Source organism: Mucilaginibacter sp. NFR10 (genome assembly GCF_900100445.1).
GTDB classification, from domain to species: domain Bacteria; phylum Bacteroidota; class Bacteroidia; order Sphingobacteriales; family Sphingobacteriaceae; genus Mucilaginibacter; species Mucilaginibacter rubeus.
Window position 1 is genome coordinate 301,749 of the sequence record NZ_FMTV01000004.1, and the last position, 24,190, is coordinate 325,938.

The 24,190-nt window shown below is 42.8% G+C and carries 19 protein-coding genes; 10 read left to right on the forward strand and 9 right to left on the reverse strand.

The genetic code is table 11. The features are described 5' to 3' along the window. Positions 1–55: 55 nt before the first annotated feature. Positions 56–517 (forward strand): DUF4019 domain-containing protein, encoded by a 462-nt coding sequence (locus tag BLP33_RS15750; RefSeq protein ID WP_090530450.1) that lies wholly within the window; start codon positions 56–58, stop codon positions 515–517. A 216-nt stretch (positions 518–733) separates the two neighbouring features. Here BLP33_RS15750 and BLP33_RS15755 read toward each other — a convergent pair whose 3' ends face one another. Next, positions 734–2,632 (reverse strand): DNA topoisomerase IV subunit B, encoded by a 1,899-nt coding sequence (locus BLP33_RS15755; RefSeq protein WP_090530453.1) that lies wholly within the window; start codon positions 2,630–2,632, stop codon positions 734–736. A gap of 272 nt (positions 2,633–2,904) precedes the next feature. After that, the gene (locus BLP33_RS15760) at positions 2,905–3,609 is read right to left on the reverse strand and encodes a hypothetical protein (RefSeq protein WP_090530455.1); all 705 of its coding nucleotides are present in this window, start codon (positions 3,607–3,609) and stop codon (positions 2,905–2,907) included. 296 nt (positions 3,610–3,905) lie between these two features. Between BLP33_RS15760 and BLP33_RS15765 the strand changes: the two genes are divergently transcribed. From BLP33_RS15765 to BLP33_RS15795, 7 genes are all read left to right on the forward strand, one after another. Next, positions 3,906–6,644 (forward strand): DNA gyrase/topoisomerase IV subunit A, encoded by a 2,739-nt coding sequence (locus BLP33_RS15765; RefSeq protein WP_090530457.1) that lies wholly within the window; start codon positions 3,906–3,908, stop codon positions 6,642–6,644. 174 nt (positions 6,645–6,818) lie between these two features. After that, a complete protein-coding gene (locus BLP33_RS15770) occupies positions 6,819–7,223 on the forward strand; it encodes a hypothetical protein (RefSeq protein WP_090530460.1) in 405 nt (134 codons plus the stop codon). 145 nt (positions 7,224–7,368) lie between these two features. Then, positions 7,369–7,581, forward strand: a complete 213-nt coding sequence (locus BLP33_RS15775) for a hypothetical protein (protein WP_090530463.1) — start codon at positions 7,369–7,371, stop codon at positions 7,579–7,581. 424 nt (positions 7,582–8,005) lie between these two features. After that, entirely contained in the window at positions 8,006–8,281 is a 276-nt protein-coding gene (groES, locus tag BLP33_RS15780; protein WP_090530466.1) for a co-chaperone GroES, read from the forward strand. A gap of 150 nt (positions 8,282–8,431) precedes the next feature. Further along, the gene (gene groL, locus BLP33_RS15785) at positions 8,432–10,063 is read left to right on the forward strand and encodes a chaperonin GroEL (protein WP_090530469.1); all 1,632 of its coding nucleotides are present in this window, start codon (positions 8,432–8,434) and stop codon (positions 10,061–10,063) included. Between the two features lie 363 nt (positions 10,064–10,426). Continuing rightward, positions 10,427–11,218 (forward strand): mechanosensitive ion channel family protein, encoded by a 792-nt coding sequence (locus BLP33_RS15790; protein ID WP_090530472.1) that lies wholly within the window; start codon positions 10,427–10,429, stop codon positions 11,216–11,218. Between the two features lie 177 nt (positions 11,219–11,395). Then, positions 11,396–13,021, forward strand: coding sequence for an NADP-dependent glyceraldehyde-3-phosphate dehydrogenase (locus BLP33_RS15795; protein ID WP_090530475.1), 1,626 nt, complete (start codon positions 11,396–11,398; stop codon positions 13,019–13,021). Positions 13,022–13,240: 219 nt separating this feature from the next. Here the strand turns inward: BLP33_RS15795 and BLP33_RS15800 are convergent, their stop codons facing one another. After that, positions 13,241–15,295 carry a M13 family metallopeptidase gene (locus tag BLP33_RS15800; protein ID WP_090530478.1) on the reverse strand — a complete coding sequence of 685 codons (2,055 nt, stop codon included), beginning with the start codon at positions 15,293–15,295 and terminating at the stop codon, positions 13,241–13,243. An 88-nt stretch (positions 15,296–15,383) separates the two neighbouring features. Then, positions 15,384–15,623 carry a helix-turn-helix domain-containing protein gene (locus BLP33_RS15805; RefSeq protein ID WP_090530481.1) on the reverse strand — a complete coding sequence of 80 codons (240 nt, stop codon included), beginning with the start codon at positions 15,621–15,623 and terminating at the stop codon, positions 15,384–15,386. 407 nt (positions 15,624–16,030) lie between these two features. Between BLP33_RS15805 and BLP33_RS15810 the strand changes: the two genes are divergently transcribed. Together BLP33_RS15810 and BLP33_RS15815 are read left to right on the forward strand one after the other, a co-directional pair. Next, positions 16,031–17,170: an acyl-CoA dehydrogenase gene (locus BLP33_RS15810; RefSeq protein WP_090530484.1), complete on the forward strand. Its 1,140-nt coding sequence runs from the start codon at positions 16,031–16,033 to the stop codon at positions 17,168–17,170. A 57-nt stretch (positions 17,171–17,227) separates the two neighbouring features. Then, on the forward strand, positions 17,228–18,469 hold the full coding sequence (locus BLP33_RS15815) for a peroxiredoxin family protein (protein ID WP_090530486.1): 1,242 nt from the start codon (positions 17,228–17,230) through the stop codon (positions 18,467–18,469). A gap of 119 nt (positions 18,470–18,588) precedes the next feature. Here the strand turns inward: BLP33_RS15815 and BLP33_RS15820 are convergent, their stop codons facing one another. From BLP33_RS15820 to BLP33_RS27470, 5 genes are all read right to left on the reverse strand, one after another. Next, entirely contained in the window at positions 18,589–19,305 is a 717-nt protein-coding gene (locus BLP33_RS15820) for an ABC transporter ATP-binding protein (protein WP_090530489.1), read from the reverse strand. Between the two features lie 2 nt (positions 19,306–19,307). Beyond that, complete coding sequence (locus tag BLP33_RS15825) at positions 19,308–20,783, reverse strand: DUF5687 family protein (protein ID WP_090530492.1); 1,476 nt, start codon at positions 20,781–20,783, stop codon at positions 19,308–19,310. Between the two features lie 193 nt (positions 20,784–20,976). Continuing rightward, the gene (locus BLP33_RS15830) at positions 20,977–22,257 is read right to left on the reverse strand and encodes a replication-associated recombination protein A (protein WP_090530496.1); all 1,281 of its coding nucleotides are present in this window, start codon (positions 22,255–22,257) and stop codon (positions 20,977–20,979) included. A gap of 248 nt (positions 22,258–22,505) precedes the next feature. After that, on the reverse strand, positions 22,506–22,850 hold the full coding sequence (locus tag BLP33_RS15835) for a four-helix bundle copper-binding protein (protein ID WP_090530499.1): 345 nt from the start codon (positions 22,848–22,850) through the stop codon (positions 22,506–22,508). Between the two features lie 154 nt (positions 22,851–23,004). Next, entirely contained in the window at positions 23,005–24,123 is a 1,119-nt protein-coding gene (locus tag BLP33_RS27470; RefSeq protein WP_175490031.1) for a DUF6515 family protein, read from the reverse strand. Positions 24,124–24,190: the final 67 nt, after the last annotated feature.

Genomic DNA, 24,190 nt, shown 5'->3' on the forward strand with positions numbered 1-24,190 from the left:
AAATTTTGAAAAGATTTATTTACATTTATTCCATTATCTAAACTCACTCACGCTCATGCAATTTGTTAAATCCCTTAAATTTCGCTACTTAATTTTATTTACAACTGTCATTACTTTAAATGGATGCAGCTTTAACAATACTTATATAAACAGGGAAGAAGATAAAAAGGACGGTGAAAAAGTAACGAATGAACTTTTTGCGCTTATAAAAGCTAAAAAGTACAACGACACTTTTAAGCTTTACAGTAATCAGTTTTGGGCGGTTACAACAAAGGATAAATTACTTGAGTTATACACCGCAACAGAAAACAAACTTGGCGACCTTGACTCAACAACGGTAAACAAATGGGAAACACGCAGGGTTGTGGGGACTAACCCATCTGCAGAATATGTTTTTGCATACAACACCAAACACAGCAAATATAAAGCGGTTGAATCGATCAGGCTTGTAAAAGAAAAAGATGGTTCGATTAAAATCCTCGCCTATAATATCAACTCCGACGGCTTCTTTAAATAAAAAGCACCTAATCAAAACAAAAAATTAGGGCGTTGCAAAAAATTGGGCTCGTGGTATATGTTATCACCGCACCACTTTTACGGCTATTTCAATTATTGCAATCGTGCCCCACATCGTGCGGTATGGTGAAAACACTGACCACTGGCTTGAAATAAATTAGGGGATTTTCTTAAGTTACACAACTCAGGAAAATCCCCTAATCAGGCAAATCAAGGTTTATACAGCCACTGGCAACTCTTCCTCAGCTTCAGTTTCTTTAGCTATTGTTGGGTTGATGGTTTCATCATCCTTTTCAACCCGCAGGTTATTAACGATATGCATTTGGCGGGCTGGAGTATTTTTGCCCATAAAATATTCGAGGAGCGCCTTTACATTGGCATCCCTTAATATTACAGGGTCAAGCCGCATGTCTTTACCAATAAACAAACCAAATTCTTCGGGCGAAATTTCACCTAAACCTTTAAAGCGGGTGATCTCGGGTTTATTACCCAATTTAGCTATGGCATTGCGGCGTTCCTCATCGCTGTAACAATAAATGGTTTCCTTTTTATTTCGTACGCGGAATAACGGTGTTTGCAATATGGAAACGTGACCGGCCTTTACCAGATCAGGAAAAAACTGCAGGAAAAAGGTCATCAACAACAGGCGGATGTGCATGCCGTCCACATCGGCATCGGTAGCTATCACAATGTTATTGTAACGCAAAGCATCAAGGCCGTCCTCAATATTCAGCGCGTGCTGCAGCAGGTTAAATTCTTCGTTTTCGTAAACTACCTTTTTGGTTAGGCCAAAGCAGTTAAGGGGTTTACCTTTTAAGCTGAACACAGCCTGGGTCATCACGTCGCGCGATTTAGTAATCGAACCACTGGCAGAGTCACCTTCGGTAATGAACAACGTTGTATCTTGTTTACGTTCGTGCGTATCGTCAAAATGCACTTTGCAATCGCGCAGTTTACGGTTATGCAATGATGCTTTTTTTGCACGCTCGTTGGCCAGTTTTTTAATACCTGCAATATCCTTACGCTCCCGTTCTGATTGCAGGATCCTTTTTAGCAAGCCATCAGCAGCTTCTGTGTTTTTATGCAGATAATTATCAAGCTCTTTTTTAACAAAATCGTTAATAAAGCCACGCACAGACGGACCATCCGGACCAACGTTTTGTGAGCCCAGCTTGGTTTTGGTTTGCGATTCAAAAACCGGCTCCTGAACTTTTATGGCAATAGCCGCAACAATTGAAGCCCTGATATCCGAAGCATCAAACTCTTTTTTATAAAACTCGCGTACGGTTCTTACTACCGCCTCGCGGAAGGCGGCCTGGTGCGTACCGCCCTGGGTAGTATTTTGACCGTTAACAAATGAGTAATATTCCTCGCCGTATTGCTGACCGTGGGTCATGGCTATCTCAATGTCTTCGCCCTTAAGGTGGATAATTGGATACCGTAAAGTTTCAGCATCCGTATTACGGGTAAGCAAATCATATAGGCCGCGTTCCGAAAAATACTTTTGATTGTTAAAATTGATAGTAAGGCCCGCGTTCAGGAACACGTAGTTCCAGATCATACTTTCTACAAACTCCGGGATAAACCGGTAATGTCTGAAAATGGTATCATCGGGTATAAAATTGATAGCAGTACCATTCCGCTGGGTGGTATCTTTTTCACTCTCATCACGAATCAGTTCACCTTTGGCAAACTCGGCCAGTTTGGTGCGGCCGTCACGATATGATTGCACTGTAAATGAGTTGGAAAGCGCGTTAACCGCTTTGGTACCCACCCCATTTAAACCTACCGATTTTTGAAAGGCCTTGCTATCGTATTTACCGCCTGTATTTATTTTGGATACACAGTCGATCACTTTACCCAAGGGGATACCGCGGCCATAATCGCGCACCGATACCTTATGGTCGCTCATGTTCACCTCAATGGTACGGCCCGATCCCATTACAAACTCGTCTATCGAGTTATCAATGATCTCTTTAAGCAGTACGTATACACCATCGTCATAAGCAGAGCCATCGCCCAGCTTACCAATATACATACCGGGGCGTAAACGGATGTGCTCCTTCCAATCAAGGGAGCGGATACTATCTTCACTATAATTAACTGGTTCTGCCATGTATATAAAGTAGAAAATTAAACAGCGTAAAAATACGCCTAACTGCAAAAATAAAACTTCCCGCCTGAATTAACGGAGAGCAAATATCAACTTATTAACATTGGGGGATTGGGAACCCTTAAAAAAGGGAGGGCTGTGCGAATCCCCTCTTGAGAGGGGCGGAGGGGTGTGTTTCTATTTTGATAAACTAATCGAATACACACCCCTGCCATTACTCGTTTCCATCCCGCCCCCTCTCAAGAGAGGAACTTTGCTTAGTATGACACCGAGGACTACGGCTTAAACTTCAAGCAATTACTTGCCCTGTCCACATTTTTAAAAAACTCGGGGCCTTTATCATTAGTAAAACAAACAGCCATAATGGTGCCTGTATGGTTACGCTGTAATGCGATAAGCAGTGCGTATTTATAATGCTTGGTAGCGGGTAAATCGAGCAGGTTTAACAAGTATGACTTACCGGCATCAGCTTTATATCTCTTTAAAACGTTAACCGGTATGCTCCGCATAAAGTTATCCCTTTCGCCGGTAAAGGCTATGGCGTGCGCCCTGCTCATGTTTATATATATCGAATCGGGATTTTCGGTTTCCCGGTCAATATCATATTGCCCCTGCTCATAACTGGTATAATTCTGTTTCTGGGATTTTACCTGGAACCATACTTCAAAATCCTGCCCCGGCAACTGCAACGCATAATCAAATGAAAAATCCTCATCATTGGGAGCGGGAATCTCTTTAAACCCCCTGGGTGGGGTATAAATTACATTGGCCTGAGCCAAAAGCTTGGTAAATTCTTTAAACTGATCTGTACCTGCTGTTTTGAGCTTTGAGTAGCCAGGCTTAACCTTCGCTGTTGTATGTTTCTTATTATTTTGGGCATATAACGGCCTTAGACTTATCTGAGCTATGCTTTTTGTAAAGCACAGCAACAACAAAGCCATAAGCAATAAGGGCCGGGTTAACTTCAAAATAGTTTTCATTTAAGGGGCAGCCAGGAAAAAAACCTGGTTAAAGCACCATAGGTAAATATATAAACAAATTAATTAATCAACACCCTCACGCATTCAAATAACCGCTATGCTTTAACGACAATATCAATCAATTATTTGTTACATTAATAATTTTTACGCACGCAATTGGTAATTGTTGCAAACCTACCCAAACGTAACAATTTTGTTATAAACCAATATTAACAAGACATTAAAATGTAGCTCACTTCATCTGCACATCAGCACATAATCCGTATCTTTACCAATCCAAAAGTTTTTATTGAATAATGAGTGAAGATCTGCATCAAAACGATACACCAAACCCTAATGAAGAAAAACTCCACACCGTTGCCTCACTCGATGGGTTATATGAAAATTGGTTTCTTGATTATGCATCCTATGTAATTCTCGACCGGGCTGTTCCCCATATCAACGATGGTTTAAAACCCGTACAACGCCGCATCCTGCATTCGTTGAAGGAAATGGACGACGGGCGTTTTAACAAAGCCGCCAATGTTATAGGTAACACCATGAAATATCACCCTCATGGTGATGCTTCTATTGGTGACGCGATGGTGCAGATTGGTCAGAAAAACCTGTTGATTGATTGCCAGGGAAACTGGGGCGACCCGGTAACCGGCGACTCGGCAGCGGCCCCCCGTTATATTGAAGCGCGCTTATCAAAATTTGCACTTGATGTTGTTTTTAACCCGGATACCACCGTTTGGCAGGCCAGCTATGACGGCCGTAACAAAGAGCCTATTACTCTGCCGGTAAAGTTCCCCTTGCTGCTTGCACAGGGAGCCGAAGGTATTGCGGTAGGTTTGGCTACCAAAATCTTACCTCATAACTTTATTGAGTTAATTGATGCTTCCATAGCCGTATTAAAAGGTGAACGCCCTAACCTCATGCCTGATTTTCCGACAGGGGGCATGGCCGATGCTTCACTATATAATGAAGGTCAGCGTGGAGGTAAAGTGAGGGTAAGGGCTAAAATTGTTGAGCGCGATAAAAAAACGCTTGCCATTACCGAAATACCTTTTACCACTACTACCGGCAGTTTAATTGACAGCGTGATCTCGGCCAACGATAAAGGTAAGATCAAGATCAAAAAAATTGAGGATAATACCGCCAGGGATGTAGAGATCATTATTCACTTAGCTCCGGGCATCTCGCCCGATGTAACCATCGACGCTCTTTATGCCTTTACCGATTGCGAGGTATCCATATCACCAAACACCTGCGTAATCCAGGATGATAAGCCGCGCTTCATGAGCGTGAACGATATGCTTACCGAAAGCACATTCTTCACCAAAGATCTGCTAAAACAGGAGTTGGAGATCAGGCTGAAGGATTTAATGGAGAAGATCTTCTTCAGTTCATTACTCAAGATCTTTATCCAGGAAGGGATGTATAAAAATCCTGAGTACGAAAACTCGGGCAATTTTGAAGTGGTATTGGAAGTGTTGAACCGCTTGTTTGAGCCTTTCTTTCCGCAGTTTTACCGCACCATACAGCCCGAAGATTATAAAAAGCTGATAGATAAACCTATGAGCAGCATCACCCGCTTTGATGTTAAAAAAGCGGATGAGCAAATGAAGGCGCTCGAAAATGAGATAAAACAGGTAAAACATCACCTGAAACACCTTACCGAGTATACCATTGCCTGGTTCGAAAAACTGAAGGATAAATATGGTAAGGACAGAGAGCGCAAAACCGAACTGCGCACCTTTGATAAGGTTGAAGCTGCACAGGTAGCATTGGCTAATATCAAGCTATATGTTAACAGGGCCGACGGCTTTATTGGATCTGGCCTGAAGAAAGATGACTCGGTTGAATACGTTGGCGATTGCTCAGACATTGACGAGATCATTGTTTTTAGGGGCGATGGGCGCTGTATGATTACCAAAGTGCAGGACAAGGTTTTTGTAGGTAAGGACATCATTCACGTTGCCGTATTTAAAAAGAATGACGAACGCACCGTTTATAATATGATATATAAAGACGGCGAGAGCGGCATCAGTTATATCAAACGATTCTCGGTAGTGGGTGTAACCCGCGATAAGGAATACGACCTTACCAAAGGCACCAAAGGCTCAAAAGTATTGTACTTTACCGCCAACCCTAACGGCGAGGCCGAAGTGGTGAACGTACAGCTTAAACCTCATTCCAAACTTAAAAAACTACAGTTTGATGAGGATTTCGCATCTATAGCTATCAAAGGCCGCGGTTCGATGGGTAATATCATTACCAAATACCCGGTTAAAAAAATCATACTAAAAAGCAAGGGTGTGTCAACGCTGGCCGGACGTAAGATTTGGTATGATGATATCCTGAAGCGCCTGAACGCAGATGGCCGCGGCAAATACCTGGGCGAATTTGATGGTGACGACCGCATTCTCACCGTGCTTAGCAATGGCGTTTATGAATTAAGCAGCTTTGATCTTAACAACCACTTTGATGATAAGATGATTCTTATCGAAAAGTATGAGCCGCAGGCGGTATTCTCGATCGTGCACATCGAGGGTAAATCCAAAAACTATCTCGTTAAGCGTTTCTCTTTTGAAAACATAGCCGTTGGTAAGCAGGTAAGCCTGATCAGTGAAGAAGCCGGATCAAAAATGGTATTGATCGGTCACACCGCGCCGGTAATCAGCATGACGCACCTGAAAGGCAAAGATCAAACACCTGAAACCCTCGAACTGAATTTAGCAGATGTTATTGATGTAAAAGGAATGAAAGCCATGGGCAACCGCCTTTCACAACATCCGGTAAAATCAGTTGAGCTGATAAGTGATGGCATTAACCGGGCAACTGAAACTACCGAAACCGACATTAACGAAGTAGCTACTCTTGCATCAACAGATACAAATCAAGATGAGCCTGTAGTTTCTCAGGAAGACGGGCCGGCAACACCAGCCAATCAATCTGAAGAGTCGCCAAAGCCACCTAAAAAGATCGATTTTGAGATCACTAACCCCGACGATATCGACATGGATGACCAGGGGCAATTAGGGCTATTTTAACATACAGCCACCGGCAACAATAACCGGTGGCTTTTTTATTTACCTGCCGATCAATCCCGTTTAATGAATACTCAAACAATTAGCAAAAAATCATTTTACAGCTATAAATACCCTTGTTTACAGGTACATTTTCATTATTTTTGATTATTACTAAATCTTATATCATAAACAGGCATGTACTTCGGCGGTGGCAATTATTATTATATTATATTGATATTAGAGGCATTTTGTATCATTCATAGCCTGCGGCGCGGCACCCAGCAAAAGTGGCTTTGGATTCTTATAGTAATACCATTATTCGGATGTTTGTATTATATATACAGTGAAATTCTGTCCAATCGCAGCATCCGTGCACCTAAAATAAATGTTGAGGCTGTTATAAACCCCGGGGCCAAAATCAAACGCTTTGAAGATGAAGTAAGGTTTACTGATACCTTTGCCAACCGTGTTAAATTGGCAGATGCCTATCTGGAAGCCGGGCTTACCGATAAAGCACTCGAAATATATCAAAACAGCCTCACGGGCGCCTTTGCCGAAAATGAACATGTGATGGCACAAGCTCATTGTAGCTTATTTTGAAAAAGGCCAGTACAATGAGGTTATCCCGATTGCTAAAAAGCTTTATAAGCTACCACAATTTGCCCGCTCAAAAGCGCACATCCTGTATGCCAAATCGCTTGAGCTTACTTACCAGGAAGAGTTGGCCGAAAATGAATTTAAACTGATGAAAGGGCGTTACTCCTATTTTGAGCCCCGCTATGAATACGGCATGTTCCTTACCCGTGCCGGCCGCGATGACGATGCCTGGCAAATTTTCACGGATATGCTCAACGAGCAATCGCAGTTAAGCCCTGTTGAGCGAAAAAGCAATAAAGTATGGTTTGCAAAAGCTAAGGATGAAGTAAAGAAGTTATCAGCGGTGAGGAAAACGGCGTAAGACTCGTTCAGATACAACATTCTTTCTTAATCGCTCCCGACCAATAAAAACTGATTGTCATTTCGACGAACAAGTGAGGGAATACGCTTGGGAGTGAGGAGAAATCTTATTCGCGCTGTATAAATCATACATTATCGCTCTGCAAAGCGTAAAAGATTTCTCTTTCGCCCTACCGCACACCCCTCCCCCCTGCTCTAAAGGAAATGACATTTTTTTTAAAAGCATCATCCCCCTATCGTCATCCCTAAGTCATACTGACAACCTGACACCATCGGGTTAAAAAATTGTTAAGCTGCAAAACGCAAATAACCTTTTGCTGACATTAAAACAGTTTAGCCTGTCAATACTTGCCATAATACCCGCTTGGCATAATTGATGTTGCACATCGGGCTGAAAAACTTAAATAAAATAAACAGTTATAACTATGTCATTAAACATTAAACCGATCGGCGATAGGGTTGTAGTGGAAGCTGCAGCAGCCGAAGAGAAAACCGCTTCAGGTATCTTCATTCCTGATACTGCCAAAGAAAAACCTCAACGTGGAACCATCGTTGCTGTTGGACAGGGAAAAGTTGATGAGCCTTTAACCGTACAAGTTGGTGACCAGGTTTTATATGGTAAATATGCAGGTACTGAAATTACCTATGAAGGTAAAGAGTACTTAATTATGCGTGAATCAGACATATACGCAGTTCTTTAACCAATTAGTGAATTAGTGAGTTATTGAATTAGTGAATTTATTCCTATTCAAACCGCTGGTTTAAAATCAAAGAAATTAAAAAAAATAGATTATTGAAAGCGAAATCAAATCACTCATTCGCTAATTCAATAATTCAATAATTAAAACATCATGGCAAAACAAGTTAAATACAATGTTGAAGCACGCGACGCCCTGAAACGCGGTGTTGATATCCTTGCTAACGCAGTAAAAGTAACCTTAGGCCCTAAAGGCCGTAACGTAATCATCGACAAAAAATTTGGCTCACCGGCCATCACCAAAGACGGTGTTACTGTTGCTAAAGAAATTGAATTAAAAGACGCCCTTGAAAACATGGGCGCACAAATGGTAAAAGAAGTTGCTTCAAAAACTGCCGATATTGCAGGTGATGGTACTACTACCGCTACTGTATTAGCTCAGGCTATCGTAACTGCAGGTATTAAAAACGTAGCTGCCGGTGCAAACCCAATGGATTTGAAACGCGGTATCGACAAAGCTGTTGCCTCCGTTGTTGAAAATCTGAAATCACAGTCACAAACTGTTGGCGAAGACAATAACAAAATCAAACAAGTTGCTTCTATCTCTGCAAATAACGACGAGGTTATCGGTTCATTAATTGCTGAAGCAATGGAAAAAGTTGGTAAAGATGGTGTAATCACTGTTGAAGAAGCAAAAGGTACTGAAACTGAAGTTAAAACTGTAGAAGGTATGCAGTTTGACCGTGGTTACCTTTCTCCTTACTTCGTAACCAACGCTGACAAAATGGAAGCTGAATTAGAAAACCCTTTCATCCTGATCTACGACAAAAAGATCTCTTCAATGAAAGAATTGCTTCCCATCCTTGAAAAACAAGTACAAACTGGCAAACCATTACTGATCATTGCTGAAGATCTTGACGGCGAAGCTTTAGCTACTTTGGTAGTTAACAAAATTCGTGGTTCACTGAAAGTTGCTGCTGTTAAAGCTCCGGGCTTCGGCGACCGTCGTAAGGCTATGTTAGAGGATATCGCTATCCTTACCGGTGGTACTTTGATCTCTGAAGAAAGAGGTTACAAATTAGAAAACGCTGACCTTAGCTACTTAGGTACTGCTGAGAAAATCGTTATCGACAAAGATAATACTACTATCATCAATGGTTCAGGTTCTGCAGAAGAGATCAAAGGCCGCGTAAGCCAGATCAAATCTCAGATCGAATCAACAACTTCTGATTACGACCGTGAAAAATTACAAGAGCGCTTAGCTAAATTATCTGGCGGTGTTGCTGTACTTTACGTAGGTGCTGCTACCGAAGTTGAAATGAAAGAGAAAAAAGACCGTGTTGACGACGCTTTACACGCTACACGTGCCGCTGTTGAAGAAGGTATCGTAGCTGGTGGTGGTGTTGCTTTCATCCGTGCTGTTGCTGCTTTAGCCGATCTTAAAGGTGATAACGAAGATGAAAACACTGGTATCCAGATCATCCGTCGCGCTATCGAAGAGCCTTTACGTCAGATCTGCGAAAACGCTGGTATCGAAGGTTCAATCATTGTGCAAAAAGTTAAAGAAGGCACTGCCGACTTTGGTTACAACGCACGTACTGATAAATACGAAAACCTGATTGCTGCAGGCGTTATCGACCCAACTAAAGTAAGCCGCGTTGCTTTAGAAAATGCAGCTTCAATCGCTTCCATGTTATTAACTACCGAAGTTGTATTGGCTGATGATCCTGAAGATGAAAAAGCAGGCGCTCCACCAATGGGCGGCGGCATGGGCGGCATGATGTAAGAGTCGCCAAGCCCCTGAAGGGGTGTATAGAAACTTATATACTTTCAAAACCCTGTATGCAAAAGCATACAGGGTTTTGTGCTTTAAAAGAGGCTTTATAGTCATCCTAAGGTAATTCAATGGTCATTAATTAATCATTTGATTAATTTTCAACTTCGCGGGGCGTCGTAATACGTAGTTTTGCATAACAAATCTGATACAGCACTAATCAGGCACAGGATTTGAATAATGCAGGTCATGAAACGTCTATCTCAAAAAACAAAACAAATACAAAGCACACTGGTTGAGTGGGTGTTGTTTAAGGGCCCCGAGCTCTTCGTTTCCCTGTACAGTAATAGATAATTATTAACTTTGCGCCCAGTTATGAAACTGGACGAATTTTACACTGAGTTCCACCATTGGCTTATTAACCGCGGCCCTAATTATGTAGGTGGACTAATCATATTTTTTATTGGTTTATGGTTTATTAAGTTTTTGCGTGCAAGGCTGCGCATGCGTATGATGAAGCGTGGCATTCATTCATCACTACAGCCATTTTTCTTAAGCCTAACCATTACAGCTTTATATGTTTTACTCATTATTTGGGTAATGAACATCATAGGGCTGGAGATGAGTATCTTCACTACCATCATCGGTGCATTTTCAGTAGCGGCCGGTTTGGCCCTATCGGGTACCTTTCAAAACTTTGCAGGTGGCGTACTGATACTATTGTTAAAACCTTTTGAAATAGACGACAGTATTGTTGCCCAGGGTCAGGATGGCAGGGTGGTATCTATACAGATGTTTTATACTGTACTTATTACTGCCGATAACAAAACCGTCATTATCCCTAACGGAAAGCTGTTTAATGAAGTTATTGTAAACATAACGCGCGAAGGCCGCCGCCGTCTTGATTTTGAATTGCGGGTAGGTTATAACAATGATATAGAAAAGGCGAAGGCCATCATGACAGGCGTAGTAAATGCCAATAAAGATATCCTTCATGACCCGGCCGCGCGGGTGGGCGTTATCAGCCTGGATAACGATTGTGTAAGGTTTACCATTAATGTTTGGGTTGATCCTGCCGATTTCCTCAATGCTAAAATAAACCTTCAGGAACAAATGCTTAAAGAGCTTGCCGCGGGTGGCGTTAACTTCCCTAAACCAGGATTTTGATAAGAAGCAGGAAACCGGGAATCAAAGGCGTTTCAAAAGGGTAATTCTTCCACGAAGGCGGATCGGATCATCAATAATGCCTTCGGCTATTAAAAATCAGTAAACATTATAACACATAAAGCTTGCTTGTTAAAGCAGGCTTTTTTTATCTTAGGGAAATCAAACCCTTGAAAAAATATGAGTTTTAAAACCCAGCTCAGTTCAATTTTTATTGATGAAAATAATATTCCCCCCGAATTCCAAATTGAAGAAGTACACCAGCGCGAATACCTGAGCGGTGGCGAAATGAAACTATGGAACGGCGAAGTAAGTGAAGTTTACTCACCTGTTGGTTTTTGGGCGGAAGACGGTACTTTTACCCGTAAGCTCATAGGTACCTACCCGGTTTGCACCGAAAAAGAAGCTTTTGAAGCTCTGGATGCCGCCCTTGAAGCCTATGACAATGGCCGCGGCGAATGGCCCACCATGAGCATTGCCGACCGTATTAAATGTATGGAGCGCTTTATTTACAAAATGAGCGAACAACGTACGCTGGTGGTAAAACTGCTGATGTGGGAAATAGGCAAATCATACGCTGATTCGGCTAAAGAATTTGACCGTACTATTGAATACATCAATGCCACCATCGACGCGTTAAAAGATATTGACCGCCAGTCGTCACGCTTTGAAATGGCCGAGGGGCTGGTGGCCCAGATCCGTCGTTCGCCCCTGGGAGTAGTGCTTTGCATGGGGCCGTTTAATTACCCGTTAAACGAAACTTTCACTACGCTGATCCCCGCTCTGATCATGGGGAACACTATTTTATTTAAACCGCCTAAACACGGTACACTGCTGCATTATCCATTGCTGAAAGCCTTCCAGGAATCATTCCCTAAAGGAGTGGTGAACACCATTTATGGCAGGGGCGCAGTGGTAACACCCGGGCTGATGTCATCGGGCAAGGTGAATGTGCTGGCTTTCATTGGCTCAAGCAAAGTAGCAAATGATTTGAAAAAGCGTCACCCTAAAATTAATCGCTTAAGAGCTGTTTTAAGTCTGGACGCCAAGAACGCAGCCATAGTCACCAAACATGCCGACCTGCAGCAGGCTGTGAGCGAGTGTATTTTAGGCTCGCTGTCATTTAACGGCCAGCGTTGTACTGCTATTAAAGTGATATTTGTACATAAAGCCGTTGCTGATGAGTTTTTAAAACTATTAAGCGAGGCGGTTGCCAAACTTAAGTTCGGACTGCCCTGGGAAAAGGATGTAAAACTTACCCCGCTCCCCGAACCTCATAAACCGGCTTACCTTACCGATATTGTAAATGACGCCTTAGCTAGCGGCGCAAAAGTGATTAACGAAAACGGAGGTGAAACATCGGCTTCGTTCTTTTTCCCGGCCATAGTTTACCCGGTTAATGAAAACATGAAACTGTACCGCGAAGAGCAATTTGGACCGGTGATCCCAGTAATTCCATTTGAAGATATTGAGGAGCCTATCGCTTACCAGATAGACTCGCCACATGGTATGCAGGTGAGTATTTTCAGTAATGATGCCAGGGAAATTTCGTCACTGATCGATCCCTTTGTGAATTTAGTAAGCCGCGTAAACATTAACAGTCAGTGTCAGCGCGGTCCGGATGTATTTCCGTTCACCGGGCGTAAGGACAGTGCCGAGGGTACACTTTCGGTACATGATGCCTTAAGGTCGTTCTCAATCCGCTCATTAGTTACCACTAAAATGACCGAAACCAACAAAAACATCATCAATGAAATTGTGAATGACAATGATTCCAATTTCCTAAGCACGAAGTTTATATTGTAGGGAACCGTTAGGACGTCATGAGAAGTAGCCCTGGACAATCCTGAAAAAGGGCTACAATACATATTACGAATGACAATTAACAACTTACAGTTATACAACTACAACTATAAGACACGAAGCAATCCCGATTTACAGTCGCCCTGTATGGTTTGGAGTTGCTTCGTGTCTGTTTTAAACGCAATCATTGTGATCATGTAACGGCCAGTTACATCATTACCGCTACCATATCTTCACTCGTTTATCCGGATCTATCCACATCTTATCACCTTTCTTAATATGAAAAGCTTCGTAAAATTCAGGCACATCGGTAAACGGCCCGTTAACGCGCATAAAACCGGGTGCATGTTCATTGGTTAGGATCTGGCTCGAAAGTGATTCTTTCCTGTCCTGCGTAAGCCAGCCTAATGAGTATCCTAAAAAATAGCGCTGTAAGGGTGTTAGCCCGTTAATGAGTTTACCCTCTTTATATTGCTGTGTTTTTTTGAACGCGTCAAGGCCTATTACAATGCCGCCGAGGTCAGCAATATTCTCACCCTGAGTGGCTTTGCCATTTACATGCAAACCATAAATGCTGTAACCATTAAACTGGTCGATAAGCATTTTGGCACGTTGACTAAATTTTACCGAATCCTGCGGTTTCCACCAGGCTTTAAGGTTTCCGGCAGCATCAAACTGGCGGCCCTGGTCATCAAAACCGTGGGTCATTTCGTGGCCAATAGTTGAGGCAGCAGCATAGCCGTAAATGACGGCATCATCAATATTTTCATCCTTGTAGCCGGGAATGGTAAAAATGCCGGCAGGCAATACAATCTCGTTGTTTGACGGGTTATAGTAAGCATTATAGGTTTGAGGCGTTATATCCCATTCAGTACGGTCGACAGGTTTGCCTAATTTAGCTGCACTGAAATTATGCCACCATTCGTTTGCCCGTAATACGTTGAGGGCGTAAGGGCCCCGGTTAATTTCCAAAGTTGAAAAATCCTTCCATTTATCCGGATAACCAACTTTAGGGACAACTTTTGATAATTTGTAGTAAGCTTTCTCCTTGGTTTCGGGGCTCATCCAATCCAGCTTTTCAATATGCTCTTTAAAGCTGGTGCGCATTTCTTCAACCAGTTTTACATAGCGTTCTTTTGTCTTTTCGGGGAAATATTCTTTTACGAAGATTTGCCCTAATACCTCGCCCATCAAACCGTTTTCAGTATCCAGCACCCTTTTCCAGCGTGGGAGTTGGGCCGTACTGCCATAAATCACCTTATCATAAAACCGAAATACCTCCTGATCAAACGGTTTGCTCAGGTATGGTCCAAAAGCAGTGACCAGGTTCTTGTGCAGGTAATTTTTCCAGTCATCTATAGTAAAAGTTTTTAGTGCTTTATTAAGCGCTCTGTAATACTCAGGCTGTCCTACAATTACGGTATCGGCATTTTTGTAGTCCATCTTTTCAAAAGTGGGTTTCCAGTCAATATCCGGGGCCAGCTTGCTCAGCGCGGCAAGTGGCATTTTGTTATAGTTATGATAAGGATCGCGCAGGTCTTCCAGTTTCCGGCTGCTATCAGCCAGGAAAGTTTCCAGCGAATAAGTTTTCTCAGCGGCCGCAGTTGCCCTATCAGCAGGCAGGCCTGCCAGTTTAAATATGGCGGGCAGGTAATTATTTTGATAGTCGGTACGGATGGCTACGCTATGCGCATCTTTATTAAAGTAGTAATCGCGGTTAGGCATACCAATGCCCGATTGGTATAAACCTAAAGCCATCTTTGCACTGTTCTTAGCATCCTGCCCAACATAAGCGCCGATAGGCTGGGTAACGCCAATCCTTTGTAAGTGTGCGAACTCCTCAACCAGGCTTTTGATATCCGTTATCCGGTCAATTTTATCCAGTTCATCTTTCAGTGGTGCAAGCCCCTGTTTTTCGATATTAACGGTATCCATCTCGCTGAAATAAAAATCACCTATTTTTTGGGTGTTGCTGCCTTTAGGAGCATTAGCCTTAAGCGCATCCTCGTTGATCTTTTTCATCTTGTCACGCAACTCTTCCTGCACAACATTGCCGATGCCCCAGGCAGCGTACGCCGCTGGAATAGGATTTTTGCGGAGCCAGGTTCCGTTGGCATATTTAAAGAAGTCATCGCCCGGTTTTACGGTGGTATCCATATTATGGATCACTGGGTCGCCGGCTTCGTAAGCTTTTGTTTTGTCGGTTTGGCTACAGGCACTAAGTAAGGTGCCAAGCGCGGCGGCAACTATGGATAAGGATTGGGTTTTTCTGTTCATTTTTTAGGTGTGTGTATGAATTAAAATACAACAACTGTATGGTAAAATAGAATTTAGGACAGCTTATTTTTTAAAATATGATAATTTATTATATCTCCTGGAAAAAACCTGCTAAGGAAACGTTAAAATAATAACAAATTTTACGAAGTGTTTCCAACCTGATATCAATAATACCAGATTCGAGCCGGGCAATATTTATGTGCGTTTCGTTAAAAAACTTCTCCTGGGTAACCTGATTTTGCTTGCGTAAAGTTTTAATCTGCAAGGCAACTTTGCGTTTAAATGCGCTATTAGTGTCGTTAAGGTATTCAAAATCAGTTAAAAGCATGACTGGATCGGCTAATATGATACATTGTATTTTTTGTGCAAGCTAAATATAAAATAACACCATTACATTTTATATACAGATATTATTCTTTTATAAAAATGAGCAACTAACGTTTAAACATGAAATATTAATGCCACAATTTTATAATTATGGCAAAGGATTTGTATATAGATATTCGCCCTGTATCATCTGTGAAAAAATAAAAGATTTAGTAACATCTACCTGTGAAAAATTAAATTGAATTCTCAGACGCCCAAGTTGAGATTTTTTGTTCTTTGTTTTGGGTTTAATCAATAGTTTAAATTAATTAGGGGAAAGGGAGCTTCAAAAAAAGCTCTCTTTTTTTGTTTATAAAAATTACTATGCATGCATAGTAATTTTTATATATTTATGCTTTTAATTATGCCATGTATTTTGAACTGACCGAAGAACAAAAAATGATTCGCCAGGCTGCGCGTGATTTTGCGCAAACAGAATTGAAGCCAGGTGTTATTGAACGCGACGAACAGCAAAAATTCCCTGCCGCTCAGGTTAAGAAACTTGGTGAACTGGGTTTCCTGGGCATGATGGTATCTCCGCAATATGGCGGCGCTGGCATGGATGCCATATCATATGTGCTGGTGATGGAGGAACTTTCAAAGATTGACGCATCCACATCAGTAATTGTTTCAGTGAATAATTCGCTGGTATGCTATGGATTGGAGAAATATGGCAGCGAAGAACAGAAGCAAAAATATCTGGTACCGCTGGCAAAAGGCGAATGCATTGGCGCGTTCTGTCTTTCGGAGCCGGAAGCCGGCTCTGATGCTACATCACAAAGCACTACAGCCATTGATATGGTCGATCATTACCTGCTTAATGGTACTAAGAACTGGATCACCAGCGGAGGCAGCGCATCTACCTATATCGTAATTGCACAAACTGATGCCGAAAAAAAACACCATGGTATCAACGCTTTTATTGTTGAAAAAGGAATGCCGGGCTTTACTGTTGGTCCTAAAGAGAACAAGATGGGCATACGCGGGTCGGATACCCACTCGCTGATGTTTGCCGACGTTAAAGTGCCTAAAGAGAACCGCATTGGCGAAGACGGCTTTGGGTTTAAGTTTGCCATGAACGTACTGGATGGCGGCCGTATAGGTATTGCGTCGCAGGCTTTGGGTATTGCATCCGGCGCTTATGAACTGGCCAAGCAATATACTAAGGAGCGCAAAACTTTTGGTAAATCGCTTGCCGACCATCAGGCTATCCAATTTAAGCTGGCCGATATGGCTACTGAAATTGAGGCAGCACGTTTGATGTGCCTTAAAGCGGCATGGTTTAAAGATCATGGAAAACCCTATGCCCAGGCATCATCAATGGCAAAACTTTATGCATCTGAAGTAGCTATGCGCACCACCACAGAAGCGGTGCAAATTCATGGCGGGTACGGTTACGTGAAAGAGTATCACGTTGAACGCCTGATGCGGGATGCCAAAATAACCCAGATTTATGAAGGAACATCTGAAATTCAAAGAATTGTCATTTCGCGCGGATTGTTGAAATAACGGCGCTGTTTTTATACCTTTGAAAGTATATAGATTAAGTAGACTATATATTTAAGTATGACTTTCAAAAATATTATAGCCGGTATTTGCGGATTACTATTTCTGCAAACCGGCTTTGCTCAAACCAAACTAAAAACAGGTGTGTGGCGCGGTGCGCTTAAAACTAAATCAGGCACCGAAATCCCTTTTAATTTCGAGTTCAGCAATAGCGGGAGCAAACAACAATTAGCTATCATTAACGGTGCCGAGCATTTTAAAGTAACAGATGTTGCTACCAAAGGCGATTCTGTTTTTATCCATATGCCGCTGTTCAATTCAGAATTTAAGCTGAAACTTAACGGAGATAGCCTTAACGGCAACTGGGTAAGGCACCTGGCCGATAATGATCTTCTTGTTCCATTCAGCGCCCGACCTAACACTTCATGGCGCTTTTTTAAGAATACTGAAAACCCGGCATTTAATATCGGAGGCCGCTGGTCGGCGGTGTTTGGTGAGGGCGAGGACCGCGATACCACCGTTGGCGAGTTTAAGCAGGAGGGCAATAAACTTACAGGCACTTTCTTAACCACCACCGGTGATTACCGTTATTTAGAAGGCTCGGTAAGTGGTAATAAACTTTACCTCTCTACTTTCGACGGTGGTCATGCCTATACTTTTACTGCTACCATTAGCGATGATAAGACCTTAACCGACGGTAAATTTTTCGCCGGCTATTCATCTGTGCAGGCATGGACTGCTGTAAAGGATGAAAACGCCAAACTTCCCGATGCATATTCACTCACTTCATTAAAACCGGGGTATAAAAAAATAACTTTCAGCTTTAAGGACCTTGATGGCAAAACTATCTCGCTTGATGATGCCAGGTTCAGAAACAAAGTGGTAATTGTACAGATATTGGGCTCATGGTGCCCTAACTGTATGGACGAAACTGCTTATATGGTTAACTACTATAACAAATATCACAATAAAGGTGTTGAAGTAATTGGTCTGGCTTATGAACGCACCACCGATTTTGAAAAATCAAAGAAAGCGCTGCAGCAGGTAAAAGACAGGTTTAAAGTACCTTATCCATTGTTGGTGACCGGCTATACCAGCGATAAAAAACAAACCGCCCAAAGCCTGCCTATGTTATCAAAAGTGGTTGGCTTCCCTACCACCATCATTATTGATAAAAACGGCGACGTACAAAAGATCCATACAGGTTTTAGCGGCCCCGGTACGGGGGAGCATTATACCGAGTTTATCAACGAGTTTGAGAAATTGACGGATGAGCTAATCCAGGCCCCACCCGCCCCCTAAAGCGAGTGCTTGTATGCACACGCGCTTGTCAAAAGAAGATTTTAAACAAAAAACGCATTGCTGCCGGCAATGCGTTTTTTGTTTATGCTTAAAAAGGGAGCTTGAAGGTAGTCACCCTTTTAACGGGCGGAAGGGGCGACCTCAACGCCAAAATACGCTTCCAACTCATTTAACGTTGATGAGCTGGTTGCAATATCTTTAATGATCACACCTTTTTCCATCAGCAGGATGCGGTCGCACACATCAGTGATGTGGTTAAGATCATGGCTGGATACTATGGTAGTTACACCCTTATTCCTGTTCAGATCTTTCAGCAGGTTTTTAAGCCTGAACTGGGTACTTGGGTCAATATTGGCAAAGGGCTCGTCCAGCATGAGCAATTGAGGTTCCTGCAACAGGCAGGCCGCTACACCAACTTTGCATTGGTTACCTTTTGACAGGTCGCGGATGTACTTCCCTTTCTTCAGTATCTCGCCATTAAAAAAATCGGTCAGGCTAACTAACACCTCATCAACATATGTGCGGTTATGACCATGCAGCCCTCCTATAAAATAAAAATATTCTTCGGGTGTAAGGTAGTCTATCAGGAAACCTTCATCAAGATAAGCAGCGGTGTAATCTTTCCACTTCTCATGACCGGCTACAATTTCTCCGTTTGAAAGGATTTCGCCACTTTCGGCGCGAATGAGGTCGAGCACCATCCGGAACAACGTAGTTTTGCCTGCGCCGTTATTACCTACAAGGCCTACGCTTTCGCCTTTGTTAATTTGCAGGGCAGGTACATCCACAACGGTAATCCCGTTATAAACTTTTTTCAAATTTCTTACTTCAATCATGGTTATTTGTTTCTGAAGCCTTCGGCAACGGTATAACGTTTTTGTATAAAATCCTCCTCAAGTTTTTTAACCCAAAAATCGCGGGTTAAAATAAATATGATCCCGGTACCGGCCAGCATGGCCAGGCCGATGTCCGCGTGTTTGAACAGTGAGAACGGAAGATAAATAATATACGGCGTGATCATCAAGGGAAACGAAATAAGCATTTGCGTTGCCCCCACCCCTTCCCAATTAAACGACGCGCCTTTTGACAGATCTATCCGTTTGGCATTGCGGTTAGCAAAAAACAGCACAATGGTTGTGTTGATACCGATATTCCACAGGTACATTACAAAATGTACCAAAACAATGCGCCAGCCAAAATAAGCATAAGGCGTAGTCAATATAAAAGCCACGGTTGATACCATGGTAAACAGCAGGTATTTTGCCTTTAAAAAATCGCGGAAATTAATTTTGCTCACTAACAGGCCATCAAAATGAGCGCCCTGCCAGCTATACATGAACTGCCCATAACTGATAATAAAAATACCAGTCATGAACATGCCCACAAAAATGTACCAGGTTTGTCCGTAATGGCTGTTGGTATAAAATATGAGCCCGTAAAACATAAAGAACAACCCCATAACCAATGCCGATCGGGGCCGTTTATTACGGAATATCAGCTTCAACTCGTTTGCGACAAGGTCGCCAACTTTACCAAACCTGTTTAACAGCGGAAACTCCGTACTGCTTTTATAAGCCGATGCCTTGCGTGAACTCAGCTCTTCGAGGTACAGGTTTTGTTTTAAGTAAGCAAAATTGATGTAATACATGGTTGCAGCAAGCACAACAGGCAGCAATACCAACGCCGGTTTATTAAGCAAATGGCCAAAATACAGATAGGAAATATTACGTACCGAATACAGGTGAAATCTGAAATCGCCGGTAATAATAAGGATGAGAGCCGCTGCGAACACCAGGAAAACCCAGCCGTTAAGATTGGCTTTGCGTTTAATAAACAAGGCCATGTAGTTATTGAAAAGCATGAAACCGATAATAGCCAATATAAAAACCAGCGCAGGCAAAACACCCGAATCGGTAAGGATCACTTTTAAAATAAAAGGTACAAAAAGTATAATGGGCCACAGGTTAAAAACCGAGAGCATGGCCGTAAAGGCCAGATAGCCGACCACCGTATTCCTTTTTATAGGTAAATGAAGATATGGTTGCACCCGTAACGTTGGCAGTTCCTGCAATTGCATGCGCATCATTAGGTCAAACAAAAAATAAAGCAGGATGATACCGCAAAAAGAAACCACTATGTCATCATGCGGAAAAACCTGGCCCAAAATTTCATTCAAAAACAAACCGGCAAGCAAAATACATCCAAAAAGATAAAGGATAAGTAAGCCCATCACCACACGGATAGCAATACTTTTACCTGTGTTTTTTGACCGCCAGAAAGCTTTAAGTTCGTGCCCGAGAAAGGTAGTGATCATAAGTATAGACAGTTAAAGGTTAAGGTATAGGTTTTATATAAAGCTAAAAGCAGACTGCACAAAGTCCAAAGCTATAAATGTTCTATATAAAAGCTATAGGTACGGTGCGCAAAGCCTAAAGTTATAAATTAATTAATATTGGTCAATTTGTTATATGATATTAATTAACACGCTTTATAAAGCGAAGCTTAAGTTAGTATTTATACCTGTCGCCCCAAAGTTTTCTTAACTTTTCTTTTGATTCGTTTTCACGCGCATTGTTACCGGGGTCGTAAATTTTTGTTCCGCGGATAGCATCCGGCAGAAAATCAAGGTCGGTAAAATTACCTTCGTAGCTATGGGCGTATTTGTAATCCTTGCCGTAGCCTATGTTTTTCATGAATTTGGTTGGTGCGTTACGTAAGTGCAGCGGCACCGGTAAATCGCCGGTTTGGCGCACCAATGCTATAGCCGCACCAATAGCTGTTGTAGCCGAATTACTTTTGGGCGATGTTGCCAGGTAAATAGCCGTCTGCGATAATATCAGTTGCGATTCGGGCATGCCTATTTTATTTACAGCCTCAAAGCAGCTTTGCGCAAGTAGTAATGCATTTGGGTTGGCGTTGCCAATATCTTCGGACGCCAGGATCAGCATGCGCCGGGCTATGAAAAGCGGGTCTTCGCCGCCAACTATCATGCGCGCCAGCCAGTAAACAGCACCGTTAGGATCAGAGCCCCGCATGGATTTGATAAAGGCCGAAATGATATCATAGTGCTGTTCGCCGGTTTTATCATAGAGGGCCATGTTTTGCTGTACATGCTCCAGTACAACTTCATCGGTCAGTACTATCTCAGGCGTGTCAAAAGCGTTTACCAGCAACTCGAAAATATTGAGCAGCTTCCGGGCATCGCCTCCCGAAAGGCGCAGCAAAGCCTCATGATCTTTGATGGTGATGTTTTTACCCTGCAAAACCACATCCTCTTTCATGGCTTTGTTCAACAGATCGATGAGATCAGTCTCGGATAGCGGCTGTAAAATATACACCTGGCAACGCGACAGCAAAGCCGAGATCACTTCGAAAGATGGGTTTTCAGTCGTTGCGCCTATTAACGTAACAGTGCCCCGCTCTACAGCGCCTAACAATGAATCTTGCTGCGATTTGGAAAAGCGGTGGATCTCATCGATAAATAATATCGGTAGCACCTCGCCTTGTTTCTTTAACAACGACGCTTTTTCTATCACCTCCCTTACGTCTTTTACGCCCGAGTTAATCGCACTCAAAGCAAAAAACGGACGAAACAATGACTGCGAAATAATATAAGCCAATGTAGTTTTACCTACTCCCGGCGGGCCCCAAAATATCATCGACGGCAATGAACCCGACTCTATGGCTTTGCGTAATACCGCTCCCGGCCCAACAAGATGTTTTTGCCCAACATAATCATCAAGCGATTTGGGGCGCATACGTTCGGCTAATGGCGGGAGGTTATTCATAAAAGTAAAATTCAGAAAAGAAAACGCTAAATCCTAAAAAAATTAGTAAAATAGTGAGCATTGCGGATAATAAAGAGATTTTTAAATCCCCTCTTGAGAGGGGGCGTGAAGGACAGAGCGATAGCAGGGGTGTGTTTCTTCGACTAACTCTAACGCAGAGACACACCCCTCCCCCCTCTCGAGGGGGAATCGCACGACCCTCCCGCTTTTTGACGACTATTCTCAAACGGGAACTAAATGTAATTACCTCAATCCTGCGTAATAGGTTCATGATGTGCGTGGCAGGCCTCCGCGCAATCAATACAAGCTTTGGCACATTCCTGGCAATGGTCGTGCTGATGTTTACCGCACTCAGCGGCGCAAAGGCGACAGATCTCCTCGCATAAAACCAGGTATTGATGAGCAATAACTGAATCTCTTTGCAATAAGCGGGCTCCCTGGACACATATGTCAGCGCAGTCCCGGTCAAGACTAATGCAGCCGGCCATCATTTTAACATCCTCTTCGTGCAGGCATGCAGTAGCACAATGTTCGCAAGCTAAAGCGCAATCCAATAATTTTTGAATTATAACGCGGTGATCATGATTTTGCATAATGGCAGATTTTAATTATTACTTAATATACTACCCTTTGTAATTAAAAAAAGTTTGAATTAATTTGAATTATTCGGTTCAGATTCCGCAAGAATCAAAAAAGGCCGCTTCCAAAATGGAAGCGGCCCTAATATATATATTGAATTTTTATTAATTACTGTTGGTTAGGGTTTTGATCGCTGTCGTTATTTTCAGGATCATCAGATGGGGTGCCTACAATTTTGTAAGCTTTATTGCCGTCATCCTGAGTTTCCTGGTAGTAATAACCATCAGGGGATACAAACAGCTTTTCACCATTGATCTTGATCTTGCGGCAATCCGGTGGCAATTGAGTTACAATGTCGCCAATTTGCGGGCCCTGGTCAACACTGCTGCCATCGCCGTTGCCCTGATCGGTATTTAATTGGCCATCTTTACCTGCAATAACGTAAACAGTTGAGCCGTCATCTTTGGTATATGGCTGGTAGTAAACACCGTTTAACTCATAGTACTGTTCGCCATTGATCATGATAGATTCGGCACCTGAAGGCAGGGTTTTAATCTCGGCCCCTATCGGTGGTTCAACAACGGTATACTGGTCATTGTATTGACGGTAGTACAAGCCATCGCTGTAAAAATATTGGTAATCGCCCCACCAGAAAGGATAGTAACCATATGGCAAGAAACCTATGCTAAAACCTAACCGCGGATAATAGAATGAATTATAGTAGTTACGGTATGGATAATAGTAGTGACTGCCAAAATACCCCCCGCGGCCACCGTAATGGTAAGTACCGGGATAAACCCTGCGACCACCGTATGCATATGAACCACCTCTGTAATAAGTACCGCGACCGCCATTATAAACGCGCCTGTCTACAGTAGTATAGCTGCGGTTACCATTGTATACGGTACGACCGGTGCTACCATAGCTACGCTGGGGTGCTACGGATGTGCCATTTGGCCTTATTGCGTAATCACGACCACCATAACTGCGTTGTTGAGGAGCACCTATGCTGCCGCGAGAGTCAGTTCCATAGCTCCGTTGTGGAGCCGCGATAGCGCCGCGTGTGCTACCATTAAATGAAGTTGAGGGGCGGGAAAAACTACCACCGGAAGGACGGGAAAAACTACCGCCTCCGCCACCACCGCCTGACGGTCTTGAACCACCGCCTCCTCCGCCACCGCCGCCACGAGAACCGCCGCCACGTTGTGCATCAGCATTGAATGCCAGGGATAAGCTCAATAAGCCCCCCAATGCAATTGTTAATAGATTTTTATATGTCCTTTTCATGATGAAAGATTTTTTAACAGATCAGCATGGTATTTTTTGCTGATATAAATATATAGACTATTAAATG

What these genes read in the sequence shown, in the direction of transcription:
- BLP33_RS15750 (WP_090530450.1), top strand. Translation starts at nt 56, where the DNA reads ATGCAATTTGTTAAATCCCTTAAATTTCGCTACTTAATTTTATTTACA.
- BLP33_RS15755 (WP_090530453.1), bottom strand. Translation starts at nt 2,632, where the DNA reads ATGGCAGAACCAGTTAATTATAGTGAAGATAGTATCCGCTCCCTTGAT.
- BLP33_RS15760 (WP_090530455.1), bottom strand. Translation starts at nt 3,609, where the DNA reads ATGAAAACTATTTTGAAGTTAACCCGGCCCTTATTGCTTATGGCTTTG.
- BLP33_RS15765 (WP_090530457.1), top strand. Translation starts at nt 3,906, where the DNA reads ATGAGTGAAGATCTGCATCAAAACGATACACCAAACCCTAATGAAGAA.
- BLP33_RS15770 (WP_090530460.1), top strand. Translation starts at nt 6,819, where the DNA reads ATGTACTTCGGCGGTGGCAATTATTATTATATTATATTGATATTAGAG.
- BLP33_RS15775 (WP_090530463.1), top strand. Translation starts at nt 7,369, where the DNA reads ATGAAAGGGCGTTACTCCTATTTTGAGCCCCGCTATGAATACGGCATG.
- groES (WP_090530466.1), top strand. Translation starts at nt 8,006, where the DNA reads ATGTCATTAAACATTAAACCGATCGGCGATAGGGTTGTAGTGGAAGCT.
- groL (WP_090530469.1), top strand. Translation starts at nt 8,432, where the DNA reads ATGGCAAAACAAGTTAAATACAATGTTGAAGCACGCGACGCCCTGAAA.
- BLP33_RS15790 (WP_090530472.1), top strand. Translation starts at nt 10,427, where the DNA reads ATGAAACTGGACGAATTTTACACTGAGTTCCACCATTGGCTTATTAAC.
- BLP33_RS15795 (WP_090530475.1), top strand. Translation starts at nt 11,396, where the DNA reads ATGAGTTTTAAAACCCAGCTCAGTTCAATTTTTATTGATGAAAATAAT.
- BLP33_RS15800 (WP_090530478.1), bottom strand. Translation starts at nt 15,295, where the DNA reads ATGAACAGAAAAACCCAATCCTTATCCATAGTTGCCGCCGCGCTTGGC.
- BLP33_RS15805 (WP_090530481.1), bottom strand. Translation starts at nt 15,623, where the DNA reads ATGCTTTTAACTGATTTTGAATACCTTAACGACACTAATAGCGCATTT.
- BLP33_RS15810 (WP_090530484.1), top strand. Translation starts at nt 16,031, where the DNA reads ATGTATTTTGAACTGACCGAAGAACAAAAAATGATTCGCCAGGCTGCG.
- BLP33_RS15815 (WP_090530486.1), top strand. Translation starts at nt 17,228, where the DNA reads ATGACTTTCAAAAATATTATAGCCGGTATTTGCGGATTACTATTTCTG.
- BLP33_RS15820 (WP_090530489.1), bottom strand. Translation starts at nt 19,305, where the DNA reads ATGATTGAAGTAAGAAATTTGAAAAAAGTTTATAACGGGATTACCGTT.
- BLP33_RS15825 (WP_090530492.1), bottom strand. Translation starts at nt 20,783, where the DNA reads ATGATCACTACCTTTCTCGGGCACGAACTTAAAGCTTTCTGGCGGTCA.
- BLP33_RS15830 (WP_090530496.1), bottom strand. Translation starts at nt 22,257, where the DNA reads ATGAATAACCTCCCGCCATTAGCCGAACGTATGCGCCCCAAATCGCTT.
- BLP33_RS15835 (WP_090530499.1), bottom strand. Translation starts at nt 22,850, where the DNA reads ATGCAAAATCATGATCACCGCGTTATAATTCAAAAATTATTGGATTGC.
- BLP33_RS27470 (WP_175490031.1), bottom strand. Translation starts at nt 24,123, where the DNA reads ATGAAAAGGACATATAAAAATCTATTAACAATTGCATTGGGGGGCTTA.